The sequence below is a fragment of the Comamonas sp. 7D-2 genome (assembly GCF_022749555.1).
GTDB lineage: Bacteria > Pseudomonadota > Gammaproteobacteria > Burkholderiales > Burkholderiaceae_C > Comamonas > Comamonas thiooxydans.
On the sequence record NZ_CP094238.1, the window covers coordinates 1900800 to 1913600 of the forward strand.

17 protein-coding genes are annotated in these 12801 nt (G+C 58.2%); 2 read left to right on the plus strand and 15 right to left on the minus strand.

Annotation, left to right across the window (positions count from 1 at the left end):
- The first annotated feature begins 26 nt into the window (after positions 1-26).
- Positions 27-1391, plus strand: coding sequence for an efflux RND transporter periplasmic adaptor subunit (locus tag MPZ60_RS08705; protein ID WP_034356941.1), 1365 nt, complete (start codon positions 27-29; stop codon positions 1389-1391).
- A 6-nt stretch (positions 1392-1397) separates the two neighbouring features.
- Positions 1398-3509: a site-2 protease family protein gene (locus MPZ60_RS08710; protein WP_187771867.1), complete on the plus strand. Its 2112-nt coding sequence runs from the start codon at positions 1398-1400 to the stop codon at positions 3507-3509.
- Between the two features lie 173 nt (positions 3510-3682).
- On the opposite strand, the gene MPZ60_RS08715 is transcribed toward MPZ60_RS08710, so the two are convergent.
- The 15 genes from MPZ60_RS08715 to MPZ60_RS08785 all read right to left on the minus strand — a co-directional run bounded on the left by MPZ60_RS08715 (position 3683) and on the right by MPZ60_RS08785 (position 12775).
- Positions 3683-4270: an NAD(P)H-dependent oxidoreductase gene (locus MPZ60_RS08715; RefSeq protein ID WP_034356946.1), complete on the minus strand. Its 588-nt coding sequence runs from the start codon at positions 4268-4270 to the stop codon at positions 3683-3685.
- Positions 4271-4345: 75 nt separating this feature from the next.
- Positions 4346-4726, minus strand: coding sequence for a MerR family transcriptional regulator (locus tag MPZ60_RS08720; protein WP_034356949.1), 381 nt, complete (start codon positions 4724-4726; stop codon positions 4346-4348).
- A gap of 903 nt (positions 4727-5629) precedes the next feature.
- On the minus strand, positions 5630-5833 hold the full coding sequence (locus MPZ60_RS08725) for a hypothetical protein (protein WP_242899885.1): 204 nt from the start codon (positions 5831-5833) through the stop codon (positions 5630-5632).
- Between the two features lie 116 nt (positions 5834-5949).
- On the minus strand, positions 5950-6201 hold the full coding sequence (locus MPZ60_RS08730; protein ID WP_242881837.1) for a hypothetical protein: 252 nt from the start codon (positions 6199-6201) through the stop codon (positions 5950-5952).
- 95 nt (positions 6202-6296) lie between these two features.
- A complete protein-coding gene (locus MPZ60_RS08735; RefSeq protein WP_242881836.1) occupies positions 6297-7088 on the minus strand; it encodes a DNA adenine methylase in 792 nt (263 codons plus the stop codon).
- Positions 7009-7242, minus strand: coding sequence for a Com family DNA-binding transcriptional regulator (locus MPZ60_RS08740; protein WP_242881834.1), 234 nt, complete (start codon positions 7240-7242; stop codon positions 7009-7011). The genes MPZ60_RS08735 and MPZ60_RS08740 overlap by 80 nt, the downstream gene beginning before the upstream one ends.
- Positions 7243-7431: 189 nt before the next feature.
- Positions 7432-8355 (minus strand): phage Gp37/Gp68 family protein, encoded by a 924-nt coding sequence (locus tag MPZ60_RS08745; RefSeq protein WP_242881833.1) that lies wholly within the window; start codon positions 8353-8355, stop codon positions 7432-7434.
- 88 nt (positions 8356-8443) lie between these two features.
- Positions 8444-8854 (minus strand): hypothetical protein, encoded by a 411-nt coding sequence (locus MPZ60_RS08750; RefSeq protein WP_242881832.1) that lies wholly within the window; start codon positions 8852-8854, stop codon positions 8444-8446.
- Positions 8855-8936: 82 nt separating this feature from the next.
- The gene (locus MPZ60_RS08755; RefSeq protein WP_242881830.1) at positions 8937-9098 is read right to left on the minus strand and encodes a hypothetical protein; all 162 of its coding nucleotides are present in this window, start codon (positions 9096-9098) and stop codon (positions 8937-8939) included.
- Complete coding sequence (locus tag MPZ60_RS08760) at positions 9095-9373, minus strand: hypothetical protein (protein WP_242881829.1); 279 nt, start codon at positions 9371-9373, stop codon at positions 9095-9097. Before MPZ60_RS08760 ends, MPZ60_RS08755 begins: the two co-directional genes overlap by 4 nt.
- 235 nt (positions 9374-9608) lie before the next feature.
- The gene (locus tag MPZ60_RS08765) at positions 9609-9899 is read right to left on the minus strand and encodes a hypothetical protein (RefSeq protein WP_242881827.1); all 291 of its coding nucleotides are present in this window, start codon (positions 9897-9899) and stop codon (positions 9609-9611) included.
- Complete coding sequence (locus tag MPZ60_RS08770; protein ID WP_242881825.1) at positions 9892-10221, minus strand: hypothetical protein; 330 nt, start codon at positions 10219-10221, stop codon at positions 9892-9894. The genes MPZ60_RS08765 and MPZ60_RS08770 overlap by 8 nt, the downstream gene beginning before the upstream one ends.
- A gap of 172 nt (positions 10222-10393) precedes the next feature.
- Complete coding sequence (locus MPZ60_RS08775) at positions 10394-10651, minus strand: hypothetical protein (protein WP_242881824.1); 258 nt, start codon at positions 10649-10651, stop codon at positions 10394-10396.
- A complete protein-coding gene (locus MPZ60_RS08780; RefSeq protein WP_242881822.1) occupies positions 10651-12030 on the minus strand; it encodes a hypothetical protein in 1380 nt (459 codons plus the stop codon). Before MPZ60_RS08780 ends, MPZ60_RS08775 begins: the two co-directional genes overlap by 1 nt.
- Before the next feature lie 52 nt (positions 12031-12082).
- On the minus strand, positions 12083-12775 hold the full coding sequence (locus MPZ60_RS08785; protein ID WP_242881821.1) for a hypothetical protein: 693 nt from the start codon (positions 12773-12775) through the stop codon (positions 12083-12085).
- Between the last annotated feature and the right edge of the window lie 26 nt (positions 12776-12801).

A 12801-nucleotide genomic window follows, 5' to 3' on the forward strand; every position in this document is an offset into this window, starting at 1 on the left:
AGTACAGCATATAAGGCGCTTGCGCCATGAACGCAGCCGTTTCTCCTCAGAGCGTGAACCCGGCAATGCTGCTGCTTGAGCTGGGGCATCGAGCCAGGGTTGCACGCAGCAATGCCGAGTTGCGCTTTTTGCTGGTCAACGATAGCCGTTTGCTCGTACCTTACCGTCAAGCATGTTTGTGGCTGGATGACGGCGGGGTAACGGCCCTATCCGGCGTGGTGGAGACCGATAGAAATACGCCTTATGCCCAATGGCTGCATGGGGTATGCCAGTTTCTCCAGGAGCAGCAACCCATGCAGGTTCGGCGCATTGAACCGGCTCAGCTTCCTTCCGAGTTGGCAAGCTCATGGAGCGAATGGTTGGGGCCCTATGCGGTATGGGTGCCTCTGCTGCAAGATGGCCAAAAGCCTGCTCCTAAAGGCGGACTGCTTCTTTCAGGGGCGCAGCCTATTGAAGAGCAGCGTTTTCCGCTGCTCGCCGAATGGTGTCATATCTGGTTCCATGCGTACTCTGCATTGCAGGCAAGCCAATCCAGGTTCTGGCGAAAGCCTGCGGTATCAATAACTGCGGCCAGGAGCTGGTGGCAGAGAAAGCCTGTCTGGATCATTGGCGGGCTTGTTGCGATTGGTGCTGTCCCTGTGCATATGAGCGCTCTTGCTCCGGGTGAACTGGTAGCGGCCCAGCCTGTGGTGTTGAGAGCCCCCTTGGATGGCGTCATTGATCAGATCCATGTCCAGCCCAATCAAATGGTACGTAAAGGCGAGCGCTTGTTTGGACTGGATGAGGCGCAGATCAGCAGCCGATTGGAAGTTGCCCGGCAAGCTCTGCTGACCGCTGAAGCCGAATATCGACAATCTGCCCAACTGGCCTTGGGCGACGCTCGCTCCAAGGCACAGCTTGCAGCGCTAGTCGGGCGCATAGGCGAGAAGCGTGCCGAGGTGCAATATCTGAGTGACCAACGTGATCGCAGCCGGGTACTGGCACCTGAAGATGGCATGATTTTGTTTGACTCGCCCACCGAATGGCTTGGCAAACCTGTACAGACGGGCGAGCGGGTGATGCGTATTGCCCGGCCTGATGAAGTGGAAATCGAGGCCTGGGTTCCCATCGGCGATGCCATTCCATTGGCCCAGGGCGCCACAGTGAAGCTGTATCTGGCAGCGAATCCCATGGCCGGGCTGGAGGGCAAGCTACGGTATATGGCGTATGACGCCAATGCCAGGCCAGATGGCAGCTACGCCTATCGAGTGCGTGCGTCCATGTCGCTCGCCAAGGAGGAGGCTCGTATAGGCCTCAAAGGTACCGCCAAGCTGCAAGGCGATTGGGTGCCTTTGGTCTACTGGGTTCTGCGCAAGCCCTGGGCCGTCCTGCGCCAGTTTATTGCCTGGTAAGTCGACATGAGTACCGCATGGCCTGCTTTGCGTGAAGAACTGGATTTGCTTCCCGGTCCTGTGCTGCCCGATGGTCAGCCCAGCTGGACCCTGCATGATCCCGTACGCAACCTTTTCTTTCAGCTGGACTGGGCCAGCTTTGAGGTGTTCAAGCGTTGGCATCTGGGCGTCGCTGACGCGATTGTGCAAGATGTCTGTGCTCAAACGACATTGACGCTCCACGAGGAAGACGTGAATGCGCTTTTGCAGTTTGCGCAGAGAAATGATCTGTTGGAGCCTCCTCCCAATAGCGCCGATGCGATGGCTGAGCGGTGGCAGGGAAGACGCTCAAGCTGGATGCAATGGCTTCTTCATAACTACCTCTTTTTTCGGGTCCCGCTGATCAGGCCTGATCGCTGGCTGACACGATGGGCGCCCTCGCTGGAGTTTCTATTCAGCCGAACCTTTGGCTGGGTCAGCTTGTTGGCTCTGTTTGCTGGGGTCTGGGGCGTTTCACGCTCCTGGGGAACGTTCACGGCCACCCTGGTTGATTCGCTGACCTGGCAAGGACTGCTGGCCTATGGATTGACGCTAGGGTTTGTCAAGGTGCTTCATGAACTGGGGCATGGCTTGATGGCCAAGCGATTTGGATGCCGCGTTCCGACCATGGGTGTTGCCTTTCTGGTGCTTTGGCCGGTGGCGTACACCGATACCAACGAGGTCTGGAAATTGACCCGGCGTGATCAGCGCCTCAAGGTCGCGGGTGCTGGCATCGCAACGGAGCTGATGATTGCCGCATGGGCCTTGCTGGCGTGGGTCTGGTTACCTGAAGGAGCCCCCAAGTCCATGGCCTTTTTGCTGGCCACTACGACATGGGTCAGCACGCTGGCCATCAATGCAAGTCCGTTCATGCGTTTTGATGGATATTTTCTGTTGTCCGACTTTCTGCAGATGCCTAATCTGCACTCACGTGCCTTTGCACTGGCACGCTGGGATCTCAGAGAGAAATTATTCAAGCTCGGTGAACCTCCCCCGGAGTCTTTTGCCGATGCCAAACGTCGCGGACTCATCTTGTTTGCCTGGGCTACCTGGATTTATCGATTGGTTCTTTTTTTGGGTATTGCCGCCTTGGTCTATCACTTCTTCATCAAGGCGCTGGGCATCTTGCTGTTTCTGGTGGAGATTGTGTGGTTCATTGCCAAGCCTCTCTGGTCCGAGATTGCAGCATGGTATTTGCGCTGGCCTCAGATCGTCCGTAGTCGAAGAGCACGTTGGAGTGCCATCGGAGCCTTTGCACTTATTGCGCTTTGCTGGCTGCCCCTGCCTGCCCCAATCCGCACCGAGGGTATGTTGCAATCCAGCGAAATATGGCCTTTGCATGCGCTTGATGCATCGCAGCTGCAGCAGCAAATGTTTGGCGACGCACGAATGGTCAAGGTTGATGCCCCTGTCTTTTTGCTGGACTCCCCGGTTCTCAAGGCCGCTCAGGCTCAAAACGATGCGCAGAGGACCCAGTATTCGCAGCAAATAGCGGCAGCAGGTTTCGACTCTGAGCTGCGCAGGGACTGGCAGGTTCTGCAAGAGCGTCAGCTGCAGGCGGCTACTCAACAGCAGGCAGTGGAAACCGAAGCCAGTCGCTACCGTCTGAATGCCTCGGGCACTGGAGTTCTGCGCGACGTGGATCCGGATCTTCGACCGGGAGACTGGCTGGCCCGGAATGAATTGCTGGGTAGAGTCGTGGGCGGCGATCGGCTGGAGGTTCTTGCCTATGTGCAGGAAGAAGATATTCAACGCATCAGCATCGGCGACAGCGCAATTTTTATCGCTGACGCGGGTGTGGGTCCGGTACTGGATTTGACGGTGCGCAGCGTTGATCAGGATGCGAGTCGTACCCTCTCGGAGGCTGCGCTGTCTGCGGCAGCTGGAGGCATGATTCAGGTCCGAAGCATGCAAGGCACCCTATACCCGGAGCGTCCGGTCTACAGAGTGGTGCTGGATGTGGTGACACCGCTCGAAACAGACGCTGTTTTGCAACACCGCTGGCGTGGCAAAGTCAGCATTCGCGGCCAATGGGAAGCGGCTGCGGCGCAGTTTGTGAAAACTGCGACGAGTGTTTTTTGGAGGGAGGCAGGTTTTTAGCCTCAATGAATGACTGCAATGGGCGGTGATTCAACCGGTCGATGCATCCGCCCCGCAGCAGGCTGTGGCCGTATTCCTTGGCCGTGCGGAGTTTCACGGAACGAAAGTGGGGGGCTTGCCGACCCCTGCTGTCGCAGCAAAGAGCGGTGGATGAGAACTAAGGAAGGACGCTGTCAGCGTAAGCCTGCACGAGTGCCCAGCGTGTGCACGCGCTTTATCCAGACGGCGCGCTTGGCGGCACTGGACTTGAGCACAGGGCCAAAACTATGCACATGCACGGGCCGGATCCCGCTGAACTCCAGAATGCTCTGTTTCATTTGCCGATGACCTGGTTGGCGCTGTACCCAGCGGTAGTACCAAGGGGGGGAATCCATTGTCACAAGCAGTTCAGCAGTGCGGCCGCCCAGCAGGCGGTCCCACAATGCAGAGTCGGCTCGGTATTTGAAGGCGAAACCTGGCAGGAAGATGCGATCGAGAAAGCCCTTGAGCAGCGCCGGTAGCCCGCCCCACCATATCGGATAGACCCACACCAGGTGTTGCGCCCAGGTAATGTCGAGCTGAGCGCCTTGGAGGTCGGCCTCCAGCGGCTGGCTATGCTCGTATCCGTGGCGCAGGATGGGGTCGAATTGCATTTCACCCAGCTCCAGAAGTCGGACCTCGGCTCCAGCGTGGCGCGCGGCATCGGCATAGGTGCTCGCCAAGGCGGCACATAGACTGTTGGTGGAGGGCTGGCCGAGGATGATGAGGATGCGACGGGACATGGCGATAGAGGCGGGCTGAGTTCGTAAGCCGCCAGCATCACCTTGTCCTTGGGGACAGAGTCAAGCCCTACAACGTCAAATGGAGAGTGGCTCTGGTGAACCGCATGTCTTTGCACCGTTGCATGTGCTCAGCTCCATGGACAATGCCGCCAGGGCGATGTCGGCAGCTTGCAGCCGCGCCAGTTCGTCGGCAATGGCGCGTCGCCGGGTCTGGAGCAGGGTCTGGACGGCGGCAGCGCCGGAGGGAGTGTCGATGCTGCGTAGCGGCTGTAGCGCAGCCAGGCGAAAACCCAGCGACAGCGCCTGGCGGATCCACTGCACGCGCTGCACATCTTCCGGTTCGTAGTGGCGGTAGCTGCCCTGGCGTGCCACGGTGCCGAGCAAGCCGTGCGCCTCATAAAGGCGTAGCGCTTTGGGCGTGCAGCCTGTGAGTGCGGCGAGTTCACCGATACGCATAGGTGACTCCCGTGCGCTTGGCAGTATGTATCTTTCTTGCTGAAAGTGCTGTTGGCTCAGGGTGCATGAATGCCTGGGGTCGTTTGAATGTGTTGTGGGAGTTGTTGACCCATGAATTTCGAGTGGTCGTGACAAAGGGTTCACGGCCATAGGCCTTGTCAGGAGCCATCGTGCGAATTTACGGCAATCCCATGGCGCGATTGCAGCAAATTTCGGCGCGGCCCTGGCACTCGACAATCGTCAGGGTTGTCCAGTGCGTGTCGGAAATCCTCTGCTAACGGCTTTTCTCTAGTAAGCAATGCCTTGCTGCCGCTCCTTTATCTGCTCATATTGACTGCGCTCGCTGCAGCAAGCATTGAGGGCGACTATTGGATGCCTCTTGCTAGGCAGGGCAGGGAGGTTTCAAGCATCCATCGCATACCTTAGCCCTGGGAAGACCTGGAGGGCGCGAGCAGCCTGGGTGCGCAACTGGTAAAATCAATCGATTAACCTGTTTTGGGCCGTGTCAATGCTTGTTGGTGACTCGGGCTTTTAATCCGTTGGTCGCGAGCTTGAATGTCGTGGAACCAGCCAGAATACAGGCGCTACAGCTATAGAAGCGGTAGCGCCTTTTTCGTTTACCAGTTTTTCATCGTGCGTGTGGCTGGCTCGAACAACAGAGTCGAGTCTGCTGATTTGGCCGTTGAAATAAAATTTCTGCTTGGCGCGTAGACGCTGCGCTGCTGGAAAAATCAAATGAAATCAATCGACTCCGTTAGCCCCACGCAAACCGCAATCCCCAAAGTGGGCTTTGTTTCGCTGGGCTGCCCGAGTGATGCTCAATGTATATCATCATAGCCTTCAACTGCTGCAACGAAAAAGGGCCTGTCCATCACTGGACAGGCCCTTTGTAATTGGCAGGGTTTACTCACCCCATTTGGTGCCTGGTGGGAGCTCCAAGGGCTTTATGTAGACGACCTCGTCTTCAATAGTGCCGAGAACTGGAATCGTGCGCAGCCCTGGTGAAGCTTGTTTGGTCAACTGCTCGATCAGATCGGCAGCTTTTTGTGCAGTGGCATCTCCCTGGCGCAGGTCTTTGATGAGTTGCGATATCTCGGTGCTGTTCATTTTTTCCATTCTGGAAACCTCTATCAAGTTGCATCGTCGTGCGCCTTCTAGGTTAGCGCAGAAATTTCAGACGAACAAAAGCCGGCTCATGGCCGGCTTTGTTGCTTTCTATATGTTTAGAGCTTTTTGACCAAGTCGGGAAGGCTGACCTCGCCAGCAGCGATCGCTGCCAGCTCCGCTTCGGGAAGTACCGAAAGAAGACTGCTGGCTCTGCGGTCGAGCTCCAGCTTTGCCATGCGGCTCCAATCTGGGTAGTTGATAACGTACTCGCGGCCGGCGGGATTGTTGCGTGTGTATCCGTTCAGATAGTCAGTGAGGCTTTGTTCAATGTTGGTCATGTTGGGCTGAATTGCTTGGTTCGTTGTCATGGGCACCATTGACGCTCTGCCTGGCCAGATGTCCAAGCAGTATCTGGCGTGTCCGACGCGTCCGTCGGACACTGCTCTGGTGCTTGACTGGGCTCTTAGAAAAGCCCTGCGGGTTCGTCCTCGCGGTTCCAGCTGTAGATCACCAGCTCGCCGCGCTCCACACGATTGGCTGCGCCGCCCACGGTGTAGTCGAGCTTCAGATCCTCCATCTCGAAGTCCTTGAAGCACTCCCTGATCGCAGGGTGGTCGTTGATGCTGATGACGGCCTTACCCTTGATCGCCTTGAGCTTCTTGGCCATGAGCTCGTACTGCTCCCAGTGGAACGGTACGCCATAGCCTTCCGTCTCCCAGTACGGCGGATCCATGTAGAAGAGGGTGTGCGCGCGGTCGTAGCGGTCGATGCAGGCTGCCCAATCGAGCTGCTCGATGTAAGTACCAGCAGCAAGGCGCAGGTGGGCGGCAGACAGGTTTTCCTCGATGCGCAGCAAGTTGATGGCCGGGGCCGTTGTGGCAGTGCCGAATGACTGGCCAGCTACCTTGCCGCCGAAGGATTGATGTTGCAGGTAGAAGAACCGTGCGGCACGCTGAATGTCCGTCAGGGTCTCGGGCTTCGTGTCCTGCATCCACTTGAAGACCTGGCGGCTGGTGAGCGCCCATTTGAACTGGCGGACAAACTCCTCGAGATGGTGGGTCACTACCCGGTAAAGATTCACCAGATCCCCGTTGACGTCGTTGAGTACTTCGACATCGGCGGGGTGCCTGGCGAAGTAGACGGCAGCGCCGCCTGCGAATACTTCAACATAGCAGTCATGCGCTGGAAAGCGCTTGAGCAGCATGTCCACCAGGCGGCGCTTGCCGCCGATCCACGGAATGATTGGGTTGGTCATTTATCTCAGCTACTGGCACGCATTGGTGCTCTTGAGGGGCGCGCTGGGCGCTCAGCTGATTGAATGCTCCGCATCTGGGGCATTTGATAGATAGACGAGTGTATTCACCTTCGCCCAGTTTGCGGCGGCAGTTGCCGCAGCGAATTTCCTGCATATGCTCTTTCCGAGGGGAAAAATTGGCTAGACTCGTCACGCTGTCGCGACAGTGGCGGGTCTTCGCCTGGCATGCAGGCCCGTTCTGCTGTTGGGGTCTTGCTCGGGTGTTACTGCACCTTTGCAAGTCGCCCGTCTTTTTTGATTTCGAGAAACCCGCTGTACTCAGGTCGGCGGGTTTTTTTTCGCGTCAGATCTCCACGGCTGGGCATTCATCCCATGTGCGGCCATCGAGCATGCGCCCTGCAGCCTTCTTTCCGACGCGGGCCATCTCGCCCCACATACACACATATAGGTCACTGCGCTTGCCGCCCGCAGCTATGAACTCCGGTCCGTCAGCAGGAGCCCACTCGCCCCACTGCTTGAACAGGAATGGCACGCCGGCAGCATTGCACTGGTCGCGCAAGCTTCTTGCCCAGTCGGGGTGCATGGGCCGCGCGCCTGGGCCTGACTCGCCACCGACGATCACCCAGTCCAGCGCTTCCAGAACGTTGGTGCCGTCTGCGGGGTTTCTGGGGTTGGCGAACATTCCTTCAAATGACACTGGGTCCAGCAGTGGCTCCATGCTCAGGAAGCGCACCTTGGCAGGCACGGCCAGCAGCTTGGGAATGTCCCGGTCTGCCTCTTCCTGATTCACGACCGTGGCCCCGATCCAGACATTAGGCAGCGGCATCATGTCCAGCAGCGTCAAGTCTTTGTCATGGCCGTGTACCAGATCGGTCAACATGCCTTGCACGTTTCCGATGCGTTTGGTCAGCAGCAGCCAGTCTAGGTGCGGCGTCTTCATAATCAGCCCGAACAGGTCCGCGCGCCATTGCGGGTCTACCGCGTTGTCGAACACATCGGCCAGCGATGCGCAGAAAACGCGTTGCCGGCGGCCATGGGTGGCAAAGAAGGCTTCATGGTTGGCATTCCAGGCTAGAGGCTTGTTCCAGTTTCCTACACTGGTGCGGCGGCGCGGCGCGCCAGGCCCCCAGTTGATCGCCTGACCACCGGCATAGCGCGCGTTGCGCGTCTCGGCATAGCAGTGGTCGCAACCGGGGCCAACTTTCTGGCAACCTTCCCAGGGGTTAAATGTGTGGTCTGTCCACTCGATTTTTGTGTTTTCGGCCATGTGGCGCTCCAAAAAGAACCCCGCTCAGTGGCGGGGCTCGGGGTTGCGGTTTTGCTGTTTCTCTTGGCGAGCGCGGCGAATCTCTCGTTTAGATGGTCGGGCCATTTGGCTTCTCCTGGATTCCGAATTCCGTGCCGTCTGCGTTCCACATGGGCACATAGCGGCACTGCTCGCACCGGTGAAAGTCGTAGTACCCGTTGCCCTCAGCGCGATACGTACCTTTCTTGCAGTGTGTGCACTGCAAACCAATGCGCGAGCGGTAGAGCGCATCTTTGGCCTCAATAGGCTCTTGTGCTTGTTGTGTCATTGCTTGGGCCATATCACTCTCTTTCGCAGGCGAATGTCTGGGATAGATAAGGTTCTGGAACACGCCGCCTTTCAGCAGGGGAGCACTGCCGGCGAAGAATTGTGGTGAGAATGCCTTGCGACCAACGGTCATCACCGGGAATTCCGCAGCCGTCAAGGGCGCGGGAGGCAACGCGACGTGCAAGGCGTTCAATTTCAGAATCCCAAGCCATGCGCGGGATTCCATTGACGGAAACACTGACCATCCAGAGGGCACGCCCCATGAAGAAGGCCACTCATTCCTCGCCAATATTCACAGTCAGATTCACGCCGCAGGTGATGCCTTGCGCTGCGTTGACCGAGAACATGTAGCGCCCATCGGAGCACTGCTCTGCAAACTGGCAGGGTTGAGTAATTGCGATGCGGCGTTGTCTATCGATGGCTGTCTTGAAGCTCATGAAAGTTGCTCCTGATCTTGTTTCACCACATCAGCTGCCTTCTGCGCTGTCGTGCGCGGCTCATCGAGCACCGACCCATCTTTCCCGCGCCAGTCGTTGCAGATGGAATTCGGTGTGATACCGAAGTAGTGGAGCCCGCAGTGCTGGTTCTTGCGGAACGTGTTGCTGTTGGTGCTCAGGCGTATCTGGGCCTGCCGGTAGTGCTTGCAGTTCATGCAGCGCGGCACGTCGCCCTCAAAGCCGACGCGCTTTTTCAGTTGACCGAGCTTGCTCATCGTGTGCCCTTCGCACGGACCATGGCGCCGCATTTGTCCACGGGAACAACGTGCTTGCCTCGCCAGCGGTAGCCAATGGGCGGGAGTAGCGTGCGCCATACCCAGGCGAATTTGTAGGCAAAGTCGTCTGGACCATACCCATAGGCTCCCATCAAGTAGTTCGCGCGCTTATCGCGCTTACGCAATTTTCTGAGCTTGGAGCGTTGATCACGTTCAAGGTCGTGGGCTCTACTCATCACTCGCCTCCGTGCGCTGCCCGGACGGCGCGCTGTGCTCGTGCCCAGTTGGCCATTACGCCGGCTTGGGCCTTTTCGAGAGTGCGTTCATTGAGCAACACGCTGGCGTTGCATCCGATGTTGGTGCAGAAGATGCGCGCCTGAAACAGCGACACGCCGCCAAAGGCTTCGTGGTTGACGCTGGAGCGCATGAGAGCCGTGTGGGCGCAGAACGGGCACACGGGTATGACCCCACTGCACATGGCTATCTTCAGCTCAAGCTCGTTGGGTGGCAGGTCTTGCTTAGCCATTGCTCTGCCCTTTCTGCGCCTGGGCGCGCTGTGCGGCAATAACTGCATTCGCCTCCACGCGAGCAATGAGCGCATCATGGTCTTCCCGGCTGCGGATTACCGGGTTCGCCAGGGCGAAGGCCTGCTTCGCTGACTGGTAACGCTTGATGATTGGGGGCAGCTCGCTGCTGATGGTGGCGAATAGGCTGCGCAAGCCTGCCTCATGCGGTTTCAGGTAGTGCTTGCCCATCTGCTTATAGAAAACTTCAAGAAAGCCATCCGTGCCATAGCCCGCAAGCGCGTCAAGCGCCTGCACTTCGGCCATGGTCAGCTTGATGTTCACATCCACTTCGATGCGTGGCCATTGAGTGAGTCTGTTCATTCACGGTCCTTTAATGCAGAGCCCCGCTCAGTGGCGGGGCTCCGGTTATCGATATTCCCGAGCGGGAAATTTGTGCGTTCAGGCGGTCTGTTTTGCTGATTCATTCCCGTTCGGGAAAGTTGGGGAAGGGCGCTCACTTGCTCTGCTCCTTCTGCGTTCCTTCCTTGGCTGCTGCATGGGCTACCCGGCGCGCTTCCTTATCGGGGTCAAGTTGTGCGCCGCGCTTGGCTTCCTCGAAAGCCTCCTTTGCGGTCTTCGATGCAGAGTCAGACCACCAGCCGTCATAGGCATACGATCCACAAGGGGCCGTCACCCGGATGTACCAGTTGCCCTTTCGGCTCTCGCGCTCGACTGTGATGGAGTGCTTTTTGAATGTGCGCGTGAATTGCATCACTCACCCCCTTGCGCTGCCTGGGCGGCGATGGTGGCGCGGCGGGGAAGCTCGACCCATGCAGCTATTGGCGTTCTCACATGCCAGTGGGTTTCTTCGTGCTCGTTGGCCTCGTACCAGCCCTCTGGGCAGTAGTACTCGTCCTTGTCTTCGTCATACTCAGCCCATCCTTCGGGGCACTCGTCGCCGGCCACCAGCCATGATTTCGGCACCCACATGGCACGGATCGGGATTTCCTTCCCTTCCATCCACGCCAGGACATAGCGGCCAGCGGGCGGCTTTTCTTGCGCCGCATCCCGCGCGTCTGCCTGCGCCTGGGGTGTCTGACCATCCCGCCACCAGCCGACGAAGCCGCCATGATTGATGAAGCCACGACCGGGCATTGCGCCGTCGACGGGCTTCTCGATCGCGTAGCCGGTGATCTGGTAGCCGCGCTCCTGCAAGTTCTTGAGCTTCAACGAGGCAACGTGGCAGAAGGCGGGCACCGCATACGCGGGAAGTCCGGTAGCAGTAGCCAGCAGGGCGCGCAGCTTGGATTCGATGGCGGCGCGCTTCTCATTAACTAGGCGCTGGGAGCCGTGGCCGTAGCCGACATCAGCGGCCTCGCGCTCAAGATCCGCAATCAGCCCCATCACTTCCTTGATGGCCGCATCAGGCTCTGGCAGCACCACTGGCGCGGATGCTGCCGAGGCTTCGCCAATCTTCGCCGCGAGCGCTAAAGCACCAGCCATCACGTACTCGTGGGGCTGCGTCACGTCCGATGGGCCATTCATCAGCCTTGCAGTGCGCGCGGCCTGTCGGGCTTCGTCTGGTGTCAACGGTGGTGAGGTCAGCGATGGCACGGCTGCCGGGGCGGCACCAAGCGCGTTCCTGTAGCGATCGAGCACTGCAGCGGCGTAATTCCAATAGTGCATTCCGCGTCCCTGCTTCATGATTTTGTTGTACAGGGCCATAAGCTCCTGTTTCATGTCGTCTACGAGCACGGGCGCGGCCATTTCCGCTGCTGGGGTGGCGGCAAGCGCGGCGCATTCCGGCGCGCTGGCAATCATTGCCTTCCACAGTCCACACGCCTTGACGCACGCCCCGAGGTAGTCGGCGGCGGCTTGCTCCATCTGCTCAGTAGGATCAACCGGCACGAGCTTCCAGCCCTCAGGCACTGCCACGGCTTGGGGTTCTTCCAGAGGGTCTTGCCTGGCTCGCTTTTTCCCTTCGTTGTAGCCAATTCTCCATGCCGCATCACAGCCCCATTCACTGCTGTATGGGTTTGCGATCTCAGAATTGCTCCAGCCAGCAGTCAGCCCTTTGCCCATACCTTGCACGTAAGCGGTGGTTATGACAATGACTTGGTTGTCTGTGATTTCAGGTGTCTTGTCTTGCATTTAGGTGGCTCCCAGAATGAGAAAAGCCCGCGGCGGCGGGCTGGGGTGTTGGTTAGGTGGCTGATGCCTGTTGCTTCGCGTTGTCGTAGGCCTTGATCCCCCACGCGATGGCATAGCAGTTCCAGAGGAAATGGAATTTGAATTCCTTGCAGTTCCACTCCCAGCAGTCATCCATCTGAAAGCCAGGCACGTCATCGCATCGAAAGTCGCGGGCAGCGTCGTAGGCGCGCACTTCGCCATCATCGGCAGTCGATAGAACTTCATCGTTCAGAGCACTCCAAAGCGCGGCCTTGTCGTCGCTGAATTTGTCGCGCTCCGCCTGGGTGCTGTATTCAGCATCGGGTTCGCTGCACTCCGCCCAGCTATCAAATGCCTCTTTGACATGCCGCCGAAAACTATCGGCACTGAACTCCATGACGTCCCTTGGCGCTGGTGCGAGCAGCTTCTCGTCCCAATAGCCAGGGTTGATTGCCAGTTGATCAGCGCGGCCTGTTTTGTTGTAGTGCTCTTGATCGGTGCGAAAGAACGCGAACATGTCCTGCAAGCGTCGGAATACGAAAGTTCCCATGTCGCCATCAATGCACAGCGTGCCTGGCCAAGTGATGATGTCGAACCAGTAGGCGCGGCTGTTCGGATCTTTGAACCGCAAATGACGGTTCACGCCATCGTCACGCACGATTTCCATCTGGTGCGCTTGCGCATCCTTGAGGAAACGATCCTCAGTGCATGCAATTTCTCGGGGCATTCGTGTCTCCAGAAAGCGAAAAGCCC

Excerpts from the sequence above, each read along its gene's own strand:
- MPZ60_RS08705 (WP_034356941.1), top strand. The coding sequence starts at position 27 with ATGAACGCAGCCGTTTCTCCTCAGAGCGTGAACCCGGCAATGCTGCTG.
- MPZ60_RS08710 (WP_187771867.1), top strand. The coding sequence starts at position 1,398 with ATGAGTACCGCATGGCCTGCTTTGCGTGAAGAACTGGATTTGCTTCCC.
- MPZ60_RS08715 (WP_034356946.1), bottom strand. The coding sequence starts at position 4,270 with ATGTCCCGTCGCATCCTCATCATCCTCGGCCAGCCCTCCACCAACAGT.
- MPZ60_RS08720 (WP_034356949.1), bottom strand. The coding sequence starts at position 4,726 with ATGCGTATCGGTGAACTCGCCGCACTCACAGGCTGCACGCCCAAAGCG.
- MPZ60_RS08725 (WP_242899885.1), bottom strand. The coding sequence starts at position 5,833 with ATGAACAGCACCGAGATATCGCAACTCATCAAAGACCTGCGCCAGGGA.
- MPZ60_RS08730 (WP_242881837.1), bottom strand. The coding sequence starts at position 6,201 with ATGACAACGAACCAAGCAATTCAGCCCAACATGACCAACATTGAACAA.
- MPZ60_RS08735 (WP_242881836.1), bottom strand. The coding sequence starts at position 7,088 with ATGACCAACCCAATCATTCCGTGGATCGGCGGCAAGCGCCGCCTGGTG.
- MPZ60_RS08740 (WP_242881834.1), bottom strand. The coding sequence starts at position 7,242 with ATGCAGGAAATTCGCTGCGGCAACTGCCGCCGCAAACTGGGCGAAGGT.
- MPZ60_RS08745 (WP_242881833.1), bottom strand. The coding sequence starts at position 8,355 with ATGGCCGAAAACACAAAAATCGAGTGGACAGACCACACATTTAACCCC.
- MPZ60_RS08755 (WP_242881830.1), bottom strand. The coding sequence starts at position 9,098 with ATGAGCTTCAAGACAGCCATCGATAGACAACGCCGCATCGCAATTACT.
- MPZ60_RS08760 (WP_242881829.1), bottom strand. The coding sequence starts at position 9,373 with ATGAGCAAGCTCGGTCAACTGAAAAAGCGCGTCGGCTTTGAGGGCGAC.
- MPZ60_RS08765 (WP_242881827.1), bottom strand. The coding sequence starts at position 9,899 with ATGGCTAAGCAAGACCTGCCACCCAACGAGCTTGAGCTGAAGATAGCC.
- MPZ60_RS08775 (WP_242881824.1), bottom strand. The coding sequence starts at position 10,651 with ATGCAATTCACGCGCACATTCAAAAAGCACTCCATCACAGTCGAGCGC.
- MPZ60_RS08780 (WP_242881822.1), bottom strand. The coding sequence starts at position 12,030 with ATGCAAGACAAGACACCTGAAATCACAGACAACCAAGTCATTGTCATA.
- MPZ60_RS08785 (WP_242881821.1), bottom strand. The coding sequence starts at position 12,775 with ATGCCCCGAGAAATTGCATGCACTGAGGATCGTTTCCTCAAGGATGCG.